This is a genomic window from Faecalibacterium sp. I3-3-33 (genome assembly GCF_023347295.1).
In the GTDB taxonomy this organism is placed as follows: domain Bacteria; phylum Bacillota; class Clostridia; order Oscillospirales; family Ruminococcaceae; genus Faecalibacterium.
The window spans coordinates 99548-115603 of record NZ_CP094469.1; the positions used below are offsets into that span (position 1 = coordinate 99548).

17 protein-coding genes are annotated in these 16056 nt (G+C 48.9%); 6 read left to right on the top strand and 11 right to left on the bottom strand.

Going from position 1 to position 16056, the window contains the following annotated elements:
- Positions 1-163: 163 nt before the first annotated feature.
- From MTP39_RS00460 to MTP39_RS00500, 9 genes are all read right to left on the bottom strand, one after another.
- Positions 164-1873 (bottom strand): recombinase family protein, encoded by a 1710-nt coding sequence (locus MTP39_RS00460; protein WP_249241038.1) that lies wholly within the window; start codon positions 1871-1873, stop codon positions 164-166.
- Between the two features lie 98 nt (positions 1874-1971).
- Entirely contained in the window at positions 1972-2151 is a 180-nt protein-coding gene (locus MTP39_RS00465) for a hypothetical protein (protein WP_005927535.1), read from the bottom strand.
- Between the two features lie 355 nt (positions 2152-2506).
- Positions 2507-2752, bottom strand: a complete 246-nt coding sequence (locus tag MTP39_RS00470) for a helix-turn-helix domain-containing protein (RefSeq protein WP_227613588.1) — start codon at positions 2750-2752, stop codon at positions 2507-2509.
- Positions 2753-2758: 6 nt separating this feature from the next.
- Entirely contained in the window at positions 2759-3190 is a 432-nt protein-coding gene (locus MTP39_RS00475) for a sigma-70 family RNA polymerase sigma factor (protein WP_117477653.1), read from the bottom strand.
- Between the two features lie 577 nt (positions 3191-3767).
- Positions 3768-5477 carry an ABC transporter ATP-binding protein gene (locus MTP39_RS00480; RefSeq protein WP_249241039.1) on the bottom strand — a complete coding sequence of 570 codons (1710 nt, stop codon included), beginning with the start codon at positions 5475-5477 and terminating at the stop codon, positions 3768-3770.
- Positions 5470-7233: an ABC transporter ATP-binding protein gene (locus MTP39_RS00485; RefSeq protein WP_158403582.1), complete on the bottom strand. Its 1764-nt coding sequence runs from the start codon at positions 7231-7233 to the stop codon at positions 5470-5472. The genes MTP39_RS00480 and MTP39_RS00485 overlap by 8 nt, the downstream gene beginning before the upstream one ends.
- 3 nt (positions 7234-7236) lie before the next feature.
- The gene (locus MTP39_RS00490) at positions 7237-8754 is read right to left on the bottom strand and encodes an ABC transporter ATP-binding protein (RefSeq protein WP_249241040.1); all 1518 of its coding nucleotides are present in this window, start codon (positions 8752-8754) and stop codon (positions 7237-7239) included.
- Positions 8751-9476 carry an energy-coupling factor transporter transmembrane component T gene (locus tag MTP39_RS00495; protein ID WP_249241041.1) on the bottom strand — a complete coding sequence of 242 codons (726 nt, stop codon included), beginning with the start codon at positions 9474-9476 and terminating at the stop codon, positions 8751-8753. The genes MTP39_RS00490 and MTP39_RS00495 overlap by 4 nt, the downstream gene beginning before the upstream one ends.
- Entirely contained in the window at positions 9473-10084 is a 612-nt protein-coding gene (locus tag MTP39_RS00500) for an MptD family putative ECF transporter S component (protein WP_117535496.1), read from the bottom strand. Before MTP39_RS00500 ends, MTP39_RS00495 begins: the two co-directional genes overlap by 4 nt.
- A gap of 188 nt (positions 10085-10272) precedes the next feature.
- Between MTP39_RS00500 and MTP39_RS00505 the strand changes: the two genes are divergently transcribed.
- The 6 genes from MTP39_RS00505 (at position 10273) to MTP39_RS00530 (ending at position 14788) form a co-directional block, all read left to right on the top strand.
- Positions 10273-11241: a helix-turn-helix transcriptional regulator gene (locus tag MTP39_RS00505; RefSeq protein ID WP_112122075.1), complete on the top strand. Its 969-nt coding sequence runs from the start codon at positions 10273-10275 to the stop codon at positions 11239-11241.
- A 130-nt stretch (positions 11242-11371) separates the two neighbouring features.
- Positions 11372-11740, top strand: coding sequence for a helix-turn-helix transcriptional regulator (locus MTP39_RS00510; RefSeq protein WP_097771861.1), 369 nt, complete (start codon positions 11372-11374; stop codon positions 11738-11740).
- A 191-nt stretch (positions 11741-11931) separates the two neighbouring features.
- Positions 11932-12261, top strand: coding sequence for a plasmid mobilization protein (locus MTP39_RS00515; RefSeq protein ID WP_117526957.1), 330 nt, complete (start codon positions 11932-11934; stop codon positions 12259-12261).
- Positions 12222-13550, top strand: a complete 1329-nt coding sequence (locus MTP39_RS00520) for a relaxase/mobilization nuclease domain-containing protein (RefSeq protein ID WP_249241042.1) — start codon at positions 12222-12224, stop codon at positions 13548-13550. Before MTP39_RS00515 ends, MTP39_RS00520 begins: the two co-directional genes overlap by 40 nt.
- A 111-nt stretch (positions 13551-13661) precedes the next feature.
- Positions 13662-14552 (top strand): BRO-N domain-containing protein, encoded by an 891-nt coding sequence (locus tag MTP39_RS00525; RefSeq protein ID WP_249241043.1) that lies wholly within the window; start codon positions 13662-13664, stop codon positions 14550-14552.
- Positions 14553-14572: 20 nt separating this feature from the next.
- Entirely contained in the window at positions 14573-14788 is a 216-nt protein-coding gene (locus MTP39_RS00530; RefSeq protein WP_005935981.1) for a hypothetical protein, read from the top strand.
- A gap of 117 nt (positions 14789-14905) precedes the next feature.
- Here the strand turns inward: MTP39_RS00530 and MTP39_RS00535 are convergent, their stop codons facing one another.
- Both MTP39_RS00535 and MTP39_RS00540 read right to left on the bottom strand, forming a co-directional pair.
- Positions 14906-15106: a transposon-transfer assisting family protein gene (locus MTP39_RS00535; protein WP_249241044.1), complete on the bottom strand. Its 201-nt coding sequence runs from the start codon at positions 15104-15106 to the stop codon at positions 14906-14908.
- Positions 15103-16053: a hypothetical protein gene (locus tag MTP39_RS00540; protein WP_442899403.1), complete on the bottom strand. Its 951-nt coding sequence runs from the start codon at positions 16051-16053 to the stop codon at positions 15103-15105. The genes MTP39_RS00535 and MTP39_RS00540 overlap by 4 nt, the downstream gene beginning before the upstream one ends.
- Positions 16054-16056 lie beyond the last annotated feature (3 nt).

Consider the following 16056-nt stretch of genomic DNA (forward strand, 5'->3'; position numbering starts at 1 on the left):
GTATCGCTGATAAATGACGTTAAAGCGTAACTTCCAAAAATTGAGGGAATCGCCCGGCGTGCGCTACGAATCAGTAGGCCGGGGGTTCGAGTCCCTTCCATCGCACCATGACGAATGTTCTTACAGCATTTAGCTGTCAAAGAGCATTCGTCTTTTTTATTTGCTAAATAGCGACATCACAGGGGGCGTAGTTCACAACTACGCCTTTTCTTGTATTCACCGACACATCGGGTGTCGGCAAAGGAAGTGCGCTTGGAATCTCGATGGTGCCCACGCAGTTGTAGTGAATGCGGAGCCGCTGCTCCCACACGCCGTTGACCTTTTCTGCATCGAACACTTCGATTTTTTCCACCAGTTCATTCAGCATCCGGGGTGTCAGCTTTTTTGCTCTGGTGTACTTGCGAACCAGACTGATAAACATATCCGTTGTCATGGTGCGGCTGCTCTTCTTTTCGATTTCGGAGCGGAGCTGTTTGATTTTCTCGGTCAGCTCCTTTTGCTCGTCCTCATATCTCCGGGACATTCTGGAAAAGCGTTCGTCAGAGATTTTGCCGGAAACATTGTCCTCATAGATGCGCCCAAAGAGGCCGTCCAGTTCTTCATCACGGGCAAGGAGTGCTTTCAACTCTTTCTCTTTCAGCTTGCGGTCGGCTTCGTCTGCCTGCTGGGAGTGCCCGATAACAGCTTTCAAAAAGTCGTCCTCATAGAGGCTGGCAAACTTGGTCAGCCGCCGAATTTCGCCCAGCACCACTTCTTCCAGAAAGTCTACCCGGATGTAGTGGGTGGATTGGCAGGTGCCACGGTTGCCCTTGTAGTTGGAGCAGTTGAAATACTTGATTTCCGGGTTGCCCTGATTGAAGTGGAAGTGCAGATTGCAGCCGCAGTCTGCGCAGACAAGCAAGCCAGAGAACATATTGTGTTCTCCGTTGCTGGTACGGCGTTTGCGCATCTTTCCACGTTTCTGCTGTACCTGCTCAAACACGGCACGTTCAATAATGGGTTCGTGAATATCTTGGAACACCACCCAATTTTCCGGGTCGTTATGAATCCGCTTCTTGTTCTTGTAGGACTTGGAGTAGGTCTTGAAGTTCAGAACATCACCACAATACTCCTGCTGGTACAGAAGATGGGTAATCGTGGAGCCATTCCACTTGGTGGCGGGGCGTATCTTGCTCCTTCCGGGACGGCCGATGCCTTTCTGAATCCAGTAGGCCTGCGGCGTCAGGATGCCTTCCTTTTCAAACTGGGTGGCAATCTGTTCTGTGCCAAAGCCCTCCAACGTCATATCAAAAATGCGCCGGACAACTTGTGCAGCTTCTTCATCAATGACCCAATGCTTGGGATTGTTCGGGTCCTTGATATACCCATAGGGAGGAAGTCCCATCGGTTCGCCGGAGTTGCCTTTGATTTTATTACTGATACGGCGTTTCTTGCTGATGTCGCGGGCATACCACTCATTGAACAGGTTTCGGATGGGTGCCAGTTCGTTTTCTCCCTCGGCCGTGTCGATGTTGTCCGAAACGGCAACAAGTCGGATGTCATGGTCCGGGAAAAATTCTTCTGTCAGCCGTCCGACCTCAATATAGTTTCGGCCCAGACGGGAAAGGTCTTTGACGAACACAGCGGCGGCTTTCCCTTGTTCAAGCTGCTGCATCATTTCAACGAAACCGGGACGGTTCATGGTCACGCCGGAAATGCCATCATCCAGAAAGTGAACCAGATTGGTATAGCCTTTTTCCTTTGCAACTTTGGTGAGCAGTTTCTTTTGGTTGACGATGCTGTAACTCTCGCCCTCCAAATTATCATCACGGGAAAGACGCTCATAGAGAAAAGCGGTTGCTTCACGGGATTTCTTGTTACTCGACTGTTTCATACTCGCTCCTTTCTTGGGACAGTCGAATAGCAAATTCACTTGTACACCTATATTATAACACAATCCGCTTTCTCTGTCCGCTGCCTCCCGAAAGGTCATTATAATTTTTCGCTTTCGGATTTCATCAGCCGGAGAAGAACTTCTCCTAAGGTCTGGGAGCTTTCTTCTTTGAACACTGGCTCAACGATAAAGGAGCGATTGCCAATACGATAAGTCGAATCCAGAGTAAGCATCTCTGGATTTTTTGTTTTTTCAGGGTTTGTCTTTTTCGCTTGCATCGTAAAAATCCCCTTTCTTAAAAATCAAAAAATGAGCCAACGGATGGCTGCTGGCAGCAGCCCACGGGAATCTCACCCCTGCATTCCTCATGCAGCCCTACTCATTGCCTGCGACGCTCTGAACGCTCGGACTTTGACGGTAAGGGAGTATCAGCCCGTCTGTATGTCATGGCCCGCAAGCAGCCGCACTTGCATTGCGGCGTGGTGGTGATCGCTCCACTTTTCAGAGAAAAGCATCGTGGCGCACCCGCCGTCCGGCTCGATACAGACAGCAACGTATCCGTTTGCCCTATGATGCACCACCATTGTCCTGCGGGCATATTTTTCAAGGTGCTGTCCCGAAACGTGGAAAGGGTCAGACCGTTTCGGCTCTGGTCACAATAGAGGAAATAAGTTTGATTTCCAGATGGCGTTTCATGTACTCGTCTATGCACACATGGGGCTGGCCGTGCTTGTCGTAGAGAATGCCTGTACAGAGCTTGTTGATATAGCCTCTGTAATGTCGCAAAACCTGTTCAACTGCATCGGTGTCCCCAGCGCAGGCAGAGCGAATCACCGAGAGCGGTAAAAACTCTCTGCGCGTGTGTTTATAGGAGTTCATTTACGCCTAACCTCCCTCCGGCAAGTGCGCCTTTAGTTCTTTTCGCAGCACATTCAGCGTTTTTGTCCGGTGGCGCTGTACAGCACTCCGGGACATTCCCATGAGGTCGCCAATCTCGCCATCGCCCAGTTCCAGAACGCAAAACAGAATCAGAATGCTTTGTTCTTGCTTTGGCAGAGCGGCAAACGCATTGGCAACAAGTTCATTGTCGATGTGCAGATCACAGCCGTAGGATGAAAATACAAATTCTTCACTTGGATAATGGTCTACACTCGTGAGCTGCCCCAGTTCTTCCAACGAAAGAACGCTGAATGACTTTTCACGGTCAAGCAGACGTTTCTTATTTCGGTGATAGTTCCGGGCCTCATTTCGCAGCACCGCTTTGCAGAACGCATCGAATCGGTACTGTTCGCCATCGTTGCGAGGGATAGCTTCCATCTTCTCACCCCCTTTCCGTGGGGATGTCGGGTGGATTTTTCCCTTTCCGCTAATATGACACCTGAAACACCCGATTCTGCCCGCTTTTTTGAAAATTTCCAAAAATATTTTTGAAACAGGCAGCTTTTCAGGCGGCAATAGAAAAGCCCAGCAGACCGAAAACGGCCAACCGGGCATAATGGCAGCACGAAACGCGCAGTGGCTACATCGTATAGTACATAGTAAAAGCCCTGCTGACCCTGTGCGGGAGCAAGGTTTTTTTTGACAATTCAAAGCTAGGCGTTCGATAGAATATCAGGCGCATGGCGGCATCCTCCTAGTGGCCGCCATACGGACGATGAAACGCTTTGATAAGCAAAAAGAACCGGCGGCCTTGATTTTCTCAAACACCGCCGGTTCAAAATAGGTACACAAAATCACCTGCTCAAACCAACGGCTTTTTATTTCCCCTTAGTCGGGGCAGGCTCATGTGCTATATGATTGTTCTTTCTTAAAGGCGTCTTTCAGCCATTCATAGATTTCTGCGCTAATATCGCATTCGGTTCAGCAGGTATCACCCCTGCCGCCTTATTTTCTATCAAGCCGATATTTTTTGCTCTGCGTTCCACATAGCTGCATATTTTCCGCCCTTCGCAAGCAATTCTTCGTGGGTTCCCGATTCAGCAATCTGTCCATCACCCATTACAAGGATTTGGTCTGCATTTTTGACAATGGAAAGGGTATGAGCAATCATTACCACTGTCTTTTTCTCTTTTAGCAGATTGGCGATGGCCTGCTTTACGGCAAGCTCATTTTCAATGTCAAGAGATGCGGTTGCTTCATCCAAAAGCAGGATAGGGCTGTTTTTCAGGATAGCGCGGGCTATTGAAATTCGCTGACGCTCACCGCCAGAGAGAAGATTTCCATTCTCGCCAGTCAGCGTATCGTATCCCTTTTCCATCTTACGGATGAAGCTGTCACAGTTGGCTTCCCGGCAGGCAGCCTCGATTTCTGCGTCCGTAGCATTAGGACGGGCGTGTCGGATATTATCCCGGATGGTATCATCAAAGAGAAATACGTCTTGGTCTACCATAGAAACTTGTTCCAGAACCCGCTCGGCGGCTACATGGTTAATGGGCTTACCTCCAATAGAAATCGTCCCGCCCGTTGCTTCGTAATATTTTGCAATCAGGTTCAAAATGGTGGATTTGCCAGAACCAGAGTCTCCGACAATGGCTGTGAGTTTTTGATCCGGCACCGTAAAGGTAGCGTGTTTTAGTACCGGCTCACCGGGTACATACGAAAAATCTACATTGTCAAAGATGATTTCATGGGTGGTTGTGTGAAGCGGCTCCATACTGCCTGTTTCCTCCGGCTCATTCATTACACCCAAGATTTTGTTCTTCGAAATCATCAGGTTTTTATAACTGGTGAGGTCTACAAAAATCGAGTTGGACAGCTTTGCACAGAACAAGGGCAGCATACAAATCAAAAGGTAGTCTACCGTGTTCAGCGTCCCCGTAGCCCAAGGTGTATAAGCCAGCCAGATAACCAGCGGACAGGATAGCCAGCTCAAAATGCCAAATCCTGTACCGATCGGCAGCACTTTTGCCTCGTATACAAAACTAATACGGCTAAACTCCCGCATGGCGTTAATAACGGTTTTGTTCTTCATACCGCCTACACCATAAGCACGGAAAGTCTGAATGCCAGAAACATATTCAACAATGCTGCTGACATTCTCCGCACAAATATCGTTCTTTTCTTTTCCGTATTTCTGCACCATGCGGAAAGAAAGCCACAAGCCGGGGATTAAAAGAAGGTCAGCAATCAACAGAATAATTCCAGCCGGGACATAAATCGTCATAACAAAAACGATCAACATGAACGACAAGGCAAAATTCTTTGCCAAATCTCCGACCTTATGGGTCAGAATTTTTTCATAGTTGTTTACATCGCTTGTGATAGTGTTGATATAATCGCCGGTCTGTCCCTGCGTAAAGCGGGACAGTGGGATGCGCTTCAAATGGTCACCCATAAAAAGCCGAATATTCTTGCTGACCTCTGCACCGCCAATCTGCGCTTTGGTATAACCATAGCTGTAAATCAGGATACGGAGAAGAAAAATCACTGCAATGATACCAGTCAGAGCCAGAACTCGGTTCATGTCAAATTGACTCGACCACAAAAACTGCATAACAGAGTAAAGCAGCATAAACAGGCTGCCGGAGAGAAGTCCTTCCAGAACGGTTCCGCCGACACCAATATAGAAATTGCGGTTCTTTTTCAATACATCATGCTCATTCATGCTGCTCACCGCCCTCCAACTGATAAGTGATATTCCGGGCTGTTTCGTAGTCATCCCACGCTTTTCGATAGTAGGCGTTGTTCTTCCGAACTTCCTCATGGGTGCCAACGCTGGTAATTGTATGGTTTTCCACCACAGCCACCCGGTTGCACATTTTCAAAGCACTCAAACGGTGTGCTACTACAATAACTGTTTTGCCTTTGCATAGATTTTGAATGGCTTTATCAATCTCCATCTGATTTTCCGGGTCAGAGGCACTTGTGGCCTCGTCCAAAATCAAGATGGGTGCATTTTTCAGAATTGCGCGGGCAATCGCAATCCGCTGCTTTTCTCCGCCGGAAAAGCGGGAGCCGAAACTGCCCACTTTTGTGTCATATCCATCCGGCAGGGACATGATAAAGTCATCAATCTGTGCCTCTTTTGCAGCAGCCCGCACTTCTTCCAGAGTAGCGTTACTACCCATGCGGATATTTTCCAACACACTGTCACGGGTGAGGAAAGTCTTTTGAAACACGATGGCTATATTTTTCAGAATGGTATCGTAGTCAAGTTCCTTGACATTTTTGCCGCCAATCAGCACTTCGCCTTCCTGCACATCGTAGAACCGGGAAATAAGTTCAATCACAGTGCTTTTACCGGCACCAGATCGGCCCACAAGAGCCATGCGCTCGCCATCATGGATTTTGAGGTTGACACCATGCAGTACATCGGTTTTACCGTCATAAGAAAATCGGACATTCCGAAGTTCAATATCATGTTTTTGGGGGAAGTCTGTTCCACCCTCATAAATCGGAATATCCAGTATCTCTTTGGTTTTGGTAATCGCGTTCAGTACATTTGCAAAGTTTGTGCCCAATTCCTGCAAAGGCCGAATTTCTGTTAAATACATAGAACCAACATACACAAACAGCAGTAGCGTACTGGCTGCCAGTGAACCTTTCAGAAAAAACATCCCGCCTATCGGAACCATCAGCAACATTCCACATTCAATGATAACGACAAACGCTGCATACGGAGGCCCCATACGCCGGGAAGTCTCATTCCACATGGAGTTTTCCTCCTGGATTGCGTCAGACAATTTTCGGAACGACTTACTCCCCATGTTATAGGCTTTAATCAGTTTCATTCCGCTGATGTATTCAATCATAACGGAGTTCAGTGCAGTAATGGATTGGTTGGCTCGTTCCATCAGGTCATCTGTATTGCGGAACATTATCCCCATTACTACCACGGCCAGAACCAGAGGGACAAGGGAAATCAACGCCAATGGAACATTAACGGTCATCAAATAAATAAAGATGACTACCGGTCCAACCAGATAGCACACAAGGTCGGGAAGATTATGCGCCAGAAATAGCTCCAGCTTTTCAATATCTTCATTCAGAACCGTTTTAATATCTCCTGTGCGCCGTTCATTCAGGGCGCCCAAAGGCGCTCTGGCCATGTGTTCCGCCACCATACAGCGCACTTTGAACAGTGCGCCGTAGGCGCCTTTATGGGCCGCCACGCCGGAACATCCGAACAGGACAAAACGCAGGGTGACAGCAGCGGCAATCATTGCCACAGTCTGCACTACAAGTTCTTTTGTGCAGGCACTGTTAAATGTAGCATCCATCAACCTGTAAATTCCAATATATGGGATAATAATACACAGCCCGCTGCACATGGACAGCAGGATTGCCAGAAACAACCAAAATTTTTGTTCTCCTGCCCAATGCAGCAGCAATGCTACACTGTTTTCTTTTTTCTGCTTCATAGACTACCTCGCCTTTCCATCTGAACGACCTAGGCCGCCCTCTCTGTCCCCTGCGGGGACATTCACCTTGACAGAGAAAAGCTCTCTCAATTTCGGAAGGGCATCCATTGTAACTAATACATCATCGGGTATTTCGCCTTCGTCAAAATGCAAGACACGAGAACAGGTACGGCAGACAAACTCAAAATCATGGGTGACAATGAAAATGACTTTTCCCATATCGGATACTCGCCGGATCAGTCCCGCCACCTGCGTCATACTGTCAAAGTCAAGACCGCTGGTCGGTTCATCAAATACAAGCAAGTCTTTCCCACAAATCATGCTGACAGCTACAGCTACTCGTTGCTTTTGACCGCCGGAAAGCGTGTTTGGATGTTGTTCTCGATATGGGGAAAGCCCCAGTTCTTCCAAAGTTGCATTTACCAGCGTTTGGTCTGGATTTCGGATGCCAAAGGAACATTCTGCCTCCACGCTGTCAGCGAAAAGTTCATAATTCACATCCTGCATAACCATGTAGGAGCGTTTTAGCCTTGCCTTACGCTCAATCGGCTTGCTTTCCCACAAAAATTGTCCATCGCAGTCTTTGTGAAGCCCACAGAGAGCGCGAGAAAATGTAGTCTTTCCGGCTCCATTGTGGCCGACCACGCCAATCACTTCGCCCTTTCCAGCAGATAGGACAATGTCATGCAAAATGGTTTGTTTCTTGTAACGGAGCGTCACATTCCGCAGTTCCAATACAGGGGTAAGCGCAGGCAAGTGGGCTTTTGGCGGGAATACCGCCTGTAGATCAACAGCCCGCAGCCCCATGTGTTCACGCTCATGTTCCGATAGCTGCCGAAATTCTTCCGAGGTGTATATTCCTTTGATTTCTCCTTTTTCCAGATAAACGATTCGGTCGGCCAGTTCCATTAGGTAGTACAGCCGGTGTTCTGCTATCAAAACCGTTTTACCCTGCTTTTTTATCAGCCGCAAATGCTCTCTTAACTCCTGAATGGAAGTCATATCCAAATTGGAGGACGGTTCATCCAGCAAATAAATCTGTGGGTTCATGGCATAAACAGAAGCGAAGGCGATTTTCTGCTTTTCACCGCCGGACAGTTCAAAAATATTCCTGTTCCGCAGCTTTTGAATACGCAGATCGTCGGCTGTCTGTTCCACTCGCTCTATCAGCTCCTGTGGAGGACGAGCCTCGTTCTCAATGCCAAAGGCAATCTCGCTGTCTGTATCAACATTGAAAAACTGCGTCCGTGGATTTTGGAAAACGGAGCCGACCTTAGCGGCAATCTGATACATGGGGATATTGCTGATTTCCTGACCATCTACCAGAACACGACCATGAATATCTCCCTGATAAAACTGAGGGATCAGTCCATTCACCAGCCTTGTGATCGTTGTTTTTCCGCACCCGCTGCGGCCACAGAACAGGACACATTCTCCGTCCGAAATTTTCAAATTGATGTCATGCAGCCCGCCATGTTCCTGTCCTGTATAGGAAAACGATACATTTTCAAACTCAATCAACCGATCACACCTCCCCGCACACATAATTCAAAAATCAGATAAGCTACGGCAACGGCCATGACGCCCCAGTCGGCAGCTCCGCATTTTATCTGGACAAGGCAGGTGCGTGGATTGGGATTTTCAATTCCACGGGTGACAGAAGCAACAGAAAGATCATCCGCTGCTTTTGAAGCTGCCATCAACAAAGGCACATAAATACACTCAACTGTCATGCCCGGATGTGCTAAAAAGCTCGCCAGAGAAGGTGAAACATCTCTCATCCGCATAGCGTCCTTGATATAGCGCCAGTCCTCTTGAATAGTTGGAATGTACCGTAGCATAACTGCCATAGGAATTACTAACTTTTTGGGTGCGTGGAGACGGTTCATAGCAGACAGGAACTCATTGACTTTTGTAGTAGTCAGAACAATCCCGGCCAAGGTTCCGCACGCATAGACCTTATGAAACAATCCTAAAAAAGCAATAAACATTGTCCGCAGCGTGCCTGTCATTTCTGCCATGATCCAAACTGTCAGGGCACAGATGACCGCATAAAAGCATACAGCCTTAATGACATATTTCCACTTTCCAAAGAAAGCCCCCAATACCGCAATCAGCATAACAAGGACAAATTGATATGCAAGTGAAGGAGCAAACATGGACGATAAAACACACATAAGGATAAGAAAGAGCTTGGCCCGTGGGTCGAGCCAAAGCCCTTTCTTGTGGCGTTTACCGCTCATGCTGTAATACCTGCTTTTTCAAACTGCTTTTTCAGCATTTTGCAGCCTACAAAAGCGCTGATCGCAGATGTAATGATAACAGCAGCAAACATGGCAATCAGGATGCCGGTATTTGCAGTTGCCTGCATGGTGTCGATGTAACTCTGTTCAGTTCCGTTTCCCAGCATGGTCTGCGCCCAGCCGTTGGGGTCAACAAAGAACACGATATATGAACCAGTGCCACCGAGGGAGAACAGGATATAAGACAGGCTGTTGAGTTTTTTGCTTTTGTACTGTCCTGCGCCAGCAACAAAGTCCGCGACAATCGCCATGATCAGGTAGCCCAATGCAAAAGCCCAGTGCATACCAGTCACGAACCAAATAATACCCATGATAACGCCCATTATAGAAAGGCTCCAACGCTTATGTACTTTTGCAATCAGCAAAAGATAAATGGGGCCAGCAAGCAGCCCACCTCCTGCCGGCATGAAAAAAGTAAGCACGGGATTCGTTGCAAAAAAGACACCGCCCACCAATACAAAAACAAATAACAGTGCGGTAAAAATGCCAGTTGTTACAAGGTCTTTCACAGTCAGACCTTTGTTCATAGAATTTACTTGATTACTCATTTTGAGCCTCCTACCTTTCGTTGTCTTGACGCGACAAGCGGTTTGTGATATTCTTCGATTAGATGCTGCTAACCGTTATCTAATACGGTACACTTGTGACGAACAGCATTCAATAGGTTTCGGCGATGTTCGTCCGTTCCTTTCAAAGGTTCGTCCAATCGTTGCAAAAAAGGAGGCGGCCTACTTTCATGTCTGAAATCATCGATCAGCTTTATGCGCCCCTGCTTGCGGAACACGGTTTTATCCGTGACTCAGATAACCAGCAATACGGGGCATTGGGTATCTGCTGGAAACTTTCTCCCGAAGTCGGAGAAGGTACCTACTGGACTTATGGACAGAAAGATCTATACGATATTAAAATTCACAATTTTTCTTTCCACAAGGATTTCATGCTGGAATGTTCTTTGCCAGAATGTTTGAGTATTACGCAGTATGATTCTATCTCCGGGGAAGAGTTATCGCCATACCGCAGACTGTCTGCCGGCTGCATCAAAACGTTTATCGGAGGCTATGCGCCATACAAGGCTTTGATACATAAGAACATTCCAATCCGTTCGGTTGGAATCGAGATTGCACCCGCATATTATGAAGATTATCTGAAGAAACTGTACCCTGAGGCACAGATCAATCCGATTGACGCCTTCCGCAAAATCGACCAAACATCAGATTTTCCTGCGATGTCACGGTTGCTTACGGAGATTAAGGACTATCGCGGAGAAGGGATTGCCGCAAAACTTTTTTATGAGGGAAAAGTCGCAGAAGCAGTTTCAATGGTAGTGGAATATCAGAAGAAGCATCCTGATAAACCAGTTCATAAGCTCTCGCAGCAGGATATAGAAAGTATCCAGACGGTCGCTTCATATCTTAGTGACCATTATGCTTTTGACATTCCTCTTGAAAGGCTGACGCAGATTGCCTGCATGGGGACAACGAAACTGAAAAGCTGTTTTAAGAAATACTACGACTGCACCATCACAGAGTATATTCAGCAGCGGCGCATGAGCCAAGCAGAGTATCTGCTGGCATACACAGAGCTGACAGTCGGACAAGTTGCCCAAACAGTGGGGTATTCCACTTCAAGCCGATTTGCAGAATTGTTCCGCAAAAGCACTGGATTGTTGCCATTAGAGTATAGAAAAACCGCGCAACGAAAGTAGAATGAGAGCCAGAATAAACTCTGGCGCGCGCGTCTGATTTTCAAGTGGAACTATAAAGTGTAAGCTAAATGGATTTTGCATCATTTCGCCAATCGTCCATGAACTATAAAATGTATATGGGTGATGCAGAATGGCGAAAATTGAGGACTGTCCCGGCTTTGAAACGTTCGGAGCGGATGTCAAGGCAGCTCGAAAGGCAAAACAGCTTTCCCGCAGTGCGCTGGCCGACATGATACATTGTGACAGCCGGTATCTTGCGAACATCGAAAACGAAGGCACGCTGCCCAGCCTGCCTGTGGTGATTCAGCTGATAAAAATATGTGGTCTGCCCGTGGAGCGGTACTTCAACCCGGAACTCATGCGGGAAGAAAGTGCGGAACGTCAGCGGGTCAGCCACAAGCTGCAGCTTTGCCCGGAAGAATACTTACCCATCGTAGAAGGTGCCATTGACGGTGCCTTACGAATCCATGAACAGGAAAAAGAGCCCGCGTGTGTCTGATTGCCACACATGGTCATTGAGAGGATGCAAAAAGCGTCCTCTTATTTTTTTGTATTTTGCGGGCAAAACGGGGATGTTGTGGTGTCATAGTAGTGGGGAAAGGTAACGTAGCAAGCATAGGGAGTGTAGCCACTCCCGGCAGAAATGCTTGCTGGGGAGTACCCCAGACCCCCAAGAAACGAGGTGAAACTATGGCGAACCGAACCCGAAAAATTGTTCTGCGTGTTCCCGTGACGCCGGAGGAACAGGAACTTATCCGGCAGAAGATGGCTCTGCTGCACACACGGAATTTTTCTGCCTACGCCCGGAAGATGCTGATAGATGGTTATGTTGTCCACATCGACACCACCGACATCCGGGCGCAGACCGCCGAACTGCAAAAGATTGGTGTCAACGTCAATCAGATCGCGCGGCGGCTGAACAGCATGGGGCCGCTGTACACACAAGACGTTGCGGACATCAAGGGAGCATTGGCGCAGATATGGCAGTTACAAAGATACATCCTATCAAGTCAACGCTGAAAAAGGCACTGGACTACATCGAAAATCCGGCCAAGACGGATGAAAAAATGCTGGTATCCTCCTTTGCCTGCTCCTACGAAACCGCCGACATCGAATTTGAACTGCTGTTGTCACAGGCCATGCAGAAAGGCAACAATCTGGCCCACCACCTGATACAGTCTTTTGCGCCGGGAGAAACCACGCCGGAGCAGGCCCACGAAATTGGCCGACAGCTTGCAGATGAAGTCCTGCAAGGCAAATACCCGTATGTGCTGACCACGCACATTGACAAAGGACACGTCCATAACCACATCATCTTCTGTGCTGTGGACATGGTGAACCAGCGAAAGTATGTTTCCAACCGACAGAGCTATGCCTATATCCGGCGCACCAGCGACCGGCTGTGCAAAGAATACGGCCTGTCCGTGGTAATGCCCGGCCAAAACCGGGGCAAGAGCTATGCCGAGTGGGACGCACACCGCAAGGGCGCGAGTTGGAAGGCAAAGCTGAAAACCGCCATAGATGCAGCCATCCCACAGGCCAAGGATTTTGACGATTTTCTGCGGCTCTTGCAGGAGCAGGGCTATGAGATCAAGCGGGGTAAGTGCGTTTCGTTTCGCGCACCCGGACAGAAGCGGTTCACCCGCTGCAAAACGCTGGGCGAAGCCTATACCGAGGAAGCCATCATCGAACGCATCAAAGGGCGGTTCGTGGAGCGAAAGCCCAAGGAAAACCGCAAAATTTCTCTGCGGATTGATTTGGAAAACAGCATCAAGGCCCAGCAGTCCGCAGGGTATGAGAAGTGGGCAAAGCTCCACAACTTGAAACAGGCTGCCCGGACGCTGAACTTCCTGACCGAGCATGAAATCGAAAGCTACCCGGATTTGGAAAGCCGGGTGGCCGAGATCACCGCCGCCAGCACCGAAGCGGCCGCCGCGCTGAAAGCAGTAGAGCGCCGACTTGCAGAAATGGCCGTGCTGATAAAGGATGTCACCACCTGTAAAGAACTGCGTCCATTGGTTCAGGAATACCAGCGGGCCGCTGACAAAAAGCAATTCTGGCGCAAGCATGAAGGCACCCTGATTCTCTATGAAGCGGCGGCCAAGGCCCTGAAAGAGCAGGGCTTTCAAAAGCTGCCCGACCTCTACATCCTGAAAGCCGAGTACAAGCAGCTGGCCGAGCAGAAAGACCAGCTGCAACAGCAGTACACCGAAGCCAAACGCCAGATGCAGGAGTATGGTATCATTAAGCAAAACGTGGACAGCATCCTGCGGACAACGCCGGGAAAGGAGAAGATGCAGGAACGGTAAATCTGCACAAAATATTAGTCGGATTTTTGAACCCCAAACGCTTAGACCGGGTAGAGTTTCCACCCGAAATCATGTAAAATAGACTTAGACAACGAAAGCGAGGAACCCTCTATGGCAGAAGTGAACGATAACGGCTCTATCCAGCTTTTTGAAGATCAGAAAATCCGTACTGCATGGGATGCAGAAAAGGAAGAATGGTATTTTGCAATCGTTGATGTGATTGCTGTTCTGACTGACAGCGCAGACCCACAAAACTATTGGCGTGTTCTAAAAAAGCGCCTTAAAGACGAAGGAAATGAAACCATTACAAATTGTAATGGTTTGAAAATGACGGCCCCAGACGGTAAAAAACGTAAAACGGATGTTGCCAACACTGAACAGCTCCTGCGTATCATCCAGTCCATCCCGTCCCCTAAGGCTGAACCGTTCAAGGCATGGCTGGCAATGGTGGGCAAGGAACGCATCGAAGAAACCATCGACCCGGAGCAAGCTATTGACCGTGCGCTTGATACCTATTTGAAGAAAGGCTACTCCGAAGAATGGATTCACCAGCGGCTTTTGGCAATCCGCATCCGCAACGAACTAACGGACGAATGGAAGAAGCGCGGAGTGCAAAAGGGCAAGGAGTACGCCATCCTGACCGATGAAATCTCCCGCGCATGGTCCGGCATGACCACGGGGCAGTACAAGCGGCTGAAAGGTCTGACAAAAGAAAATCTCCGGGACAACATGACCGATTTGGAACTTGTTTTGACGATGCTGGCCGAAGCCTCCACTACGGATATTTCCAAGACTGCAAAGCCGCAGACCTTTGAAGAAAACAAGCAGGTTGCCAAGCGTGGCGGCAAAGTGGCCGGCATTGCGCGGCAGGCTCTTGAAGCGGAAACCGGCAAGCCCGTTATTACAGAAAAGAATGCGGTTGACTTCCAGCAGCTTGTAACAGACATTGTAGAAGATGCCGCCGAACTGCCAGAGCAGTCTGCCGAAAAGAAAGAAAAATAATAAGATTGGGAGGATTTAATATGAAAATGACTGAACCCTATAATCTGGGACTTTTAGCCCTTATTTCAGCGGCAGGGGAAATTTCTTATGAAGAATTAAAGCAACGATACCTCCCGCCTGAGCAGCCCGGCGTAATTCAAGGCGTAACGGCGAGTTTTGACAACGATATAAAAACATTGGAAAAAGAAAAATACATTTCGGTACACGGGAATATCATTCGCTTTATCAGAAAGTGATTGACAGAAAAACAGCCGGACACAGCAGCCACAAGGCTACCGTGTCCGGCTGTTTCTGTGTTGACAACGACACATTACTTTTGCTGAAAATAATGTGCCATTGTCAAGATGGCGGTATCACTCACCCACAAAATCAAACCTCTGTCCGTCAAAGTCAGCATCGGTCATGTGCTCCAACTTGGCAATGACGCTATTTGCCAGCCTCCGCATTTCCGTGTCCATGTCCGGCAGTGCGGCCATCATCCGCGCCATCGTCCGGCGGCGGTCAGAAGTGTGGTACATACAGATCAAATTTTCTTCTTCCACGCTGAAATTCATGGGCAGACCTCCATTTCGTACTGTTTTCTGCGGGCCGCTGCCTTTATCGGGCTGGCAGCCTGTTTTGTTTCGGAAAGCTGCTTGCGGACGGAAGCGCGGGGCTTGCGAATGTTCTTATCTCGGTTCTCGTTTTTATCAATCAGCGCGTAAATACCGAAACGGTCTTTCACGCTGGACAGGTGCAGGGACTTATACGGCAGCATGGCAAGCAGTTGGCCCGTGTCCCAGCTGGATGCCAGCTTGGTGAAATAGGGCGATACCTCTACCATGAAATGATTCTTGTCCGGGCTGTTGGGAGCAGCCAGACGCTTCATATCGGCTACGATACGCTGTGCCTCGGCCTCGATCAGCCCGGTGTGCAATGCCGCAAGGTGTTCTTTGAAATCACCGGGCTGTGCAGATTCCCGACTGCGCTGCTCCTGCCGGATGGTCGCTTGCAGAAGTTCCGGGTCACGGGGCTGCATTTCATACCGCACGAACTCCCCGAAATATTTGTCCGGGCGGCTGTCGAAATGCTTTTTCGGGCCAATCTCCCGCATCCCGCTTTCGTAGATCAGACGATTGGCACCCACGGGCAGGGCGGCTTCCCGGATGTGCTGGAAATGCTGCTGATAGTCCAATTCATACAGATTGCCTTGCACGGTTCCGTTGGCTGCGCCGGTCTGCTCCACCGCATAGGCAAGAATCCTGTCGTGGGTCTGCTCGCCGCAGAATTTCCATGTGTTGTAGGCTTGGGTGTCTTTGAGCAGCACATCCCGTTCCCGGAAGCAGAATGTTCCAGAAGGCCGGGACAGCCACAACAGCAGCTTATCTTCCGGCTGGTCGCTGCGGGCCGCTTCCCGCATCATCTTGATGTCATAGGCAAAATCGCTCTGGTAGTATGCGGTGTTCTGGTGCATGATAGCTTCCAGCGCAGCGATCACATCCATATTTTCAAATTTCTGCACGGT

Excerpts from the sequence above, each read along its gene's own strand:
- MTP39_RS00460 (WP_249241038.1), bottom strand. The coding sequence starts at position 1,873 with ATGAAACAGTCGAGTAACAAGAAATCCCGTGAAGCAACCGCTTTTCTC.
- MTP39_RS00465 (WP_005927535.1), bottom strand. The coding sequence starts at position 2,151 with ATGCAAGCGAAAAAGACAAACCCTGAAAAAACAAAAAATCCAGAGATG.
- MTP39_RS00470 (WP_227613588.1), bottom strand. The coding sequence starts at position 2,752 with ATGAACTCCTATAAACACACGCGCAGAGAGTTTTTACCGCTCTCGGTG.
- MTP39_RS00475 (WP_117477653.1), bottom strand. The coding sequence starts at position 3,190 with ATGGAAGCTATCCCTCGCAACGATGGCGAACAGTACCGATTCGATGCG.
- MTP39_RS00480 (WP_249241039.1), bottom strand. The coding sequence starts at position 5,477 with ATGAATGAGCATGATGTATTGAAAAAGAACCGCAATTTCTATATTGGT.
- MTP39_RS00485 (WP_158403582.1), bottom strand. The coding sequence starts at position 7,233 with ATGAAGCAGAAAAAAGAAAACAGTGTAGCATTGCTGCTGCATTGGGCA.
- MTP39_RS00495 (WP_249241041.1), bottom strand. The coding sequence starts at position 9,476 with ATGAGCGGTAAACGCCACAAGAAAGGGCTTTGGCTCGACCCACGGGCC.
- MTP39_RS00500 (WP_117535496.1), bottom strand. The coding sequence starts at position 10,084 with ATGAGTAATCAAGTAAATTCTATGAACAAAGGTCTGACTGTGAAAGAC.
- MTP39_RS00505 (WP_112122075.1), top strand. The coding sequence starts at position 10,273 with ATGTCTGAAATCATCGATCAGCTTTATGCGCCCCTGCTTGCGGAACAC.
- MTP39_RS00510 (WP_097771861.1), top strand. The coding sequence starts at position 11,372 with ATGGCGAAAATTGAGGACTGTCCCGGCTTTGAAACGTTCGGAGCGGAT.
- MTP39_RS00515 (WP_117526957.1), top strand. The coding sequence starts at position 11,932 with ATGGCGAACCGAACCCGAAAAATTGTTCTGCGTGTTCCCGTGACGCCG.
- MTP39_RS00520 (WP_249241042.1), top strand. The coding sequence starts at position 12,222 with ATGGCAGTTACAAAGATACATCCTATCAAGTCAACGCTGAAAAAGGCA.
- MTP39_RS00525 (WP_249241043.1), top strand. The coding sequence starts at position 13,662 with ATGGCAGAAGTGAACGATAACGGCTCTATCCAGCTTTTTGAAGATCAG.
- MTP39_RS00530 (WP_005935981.1), top strand. The coding sequence starts at position 14,573 with ATGAAAATGACTGAACCCTATAATCTGGGACTTTTAGCCCTTATTTCA.
- MTP39_RS00535 (WP_249241044.1), bottom strand. The coding sequence starts at position 15,106 with ATGAATTTCAGCGTGGAAGAAGAAAATTTGATCTGTATGTACCACACT.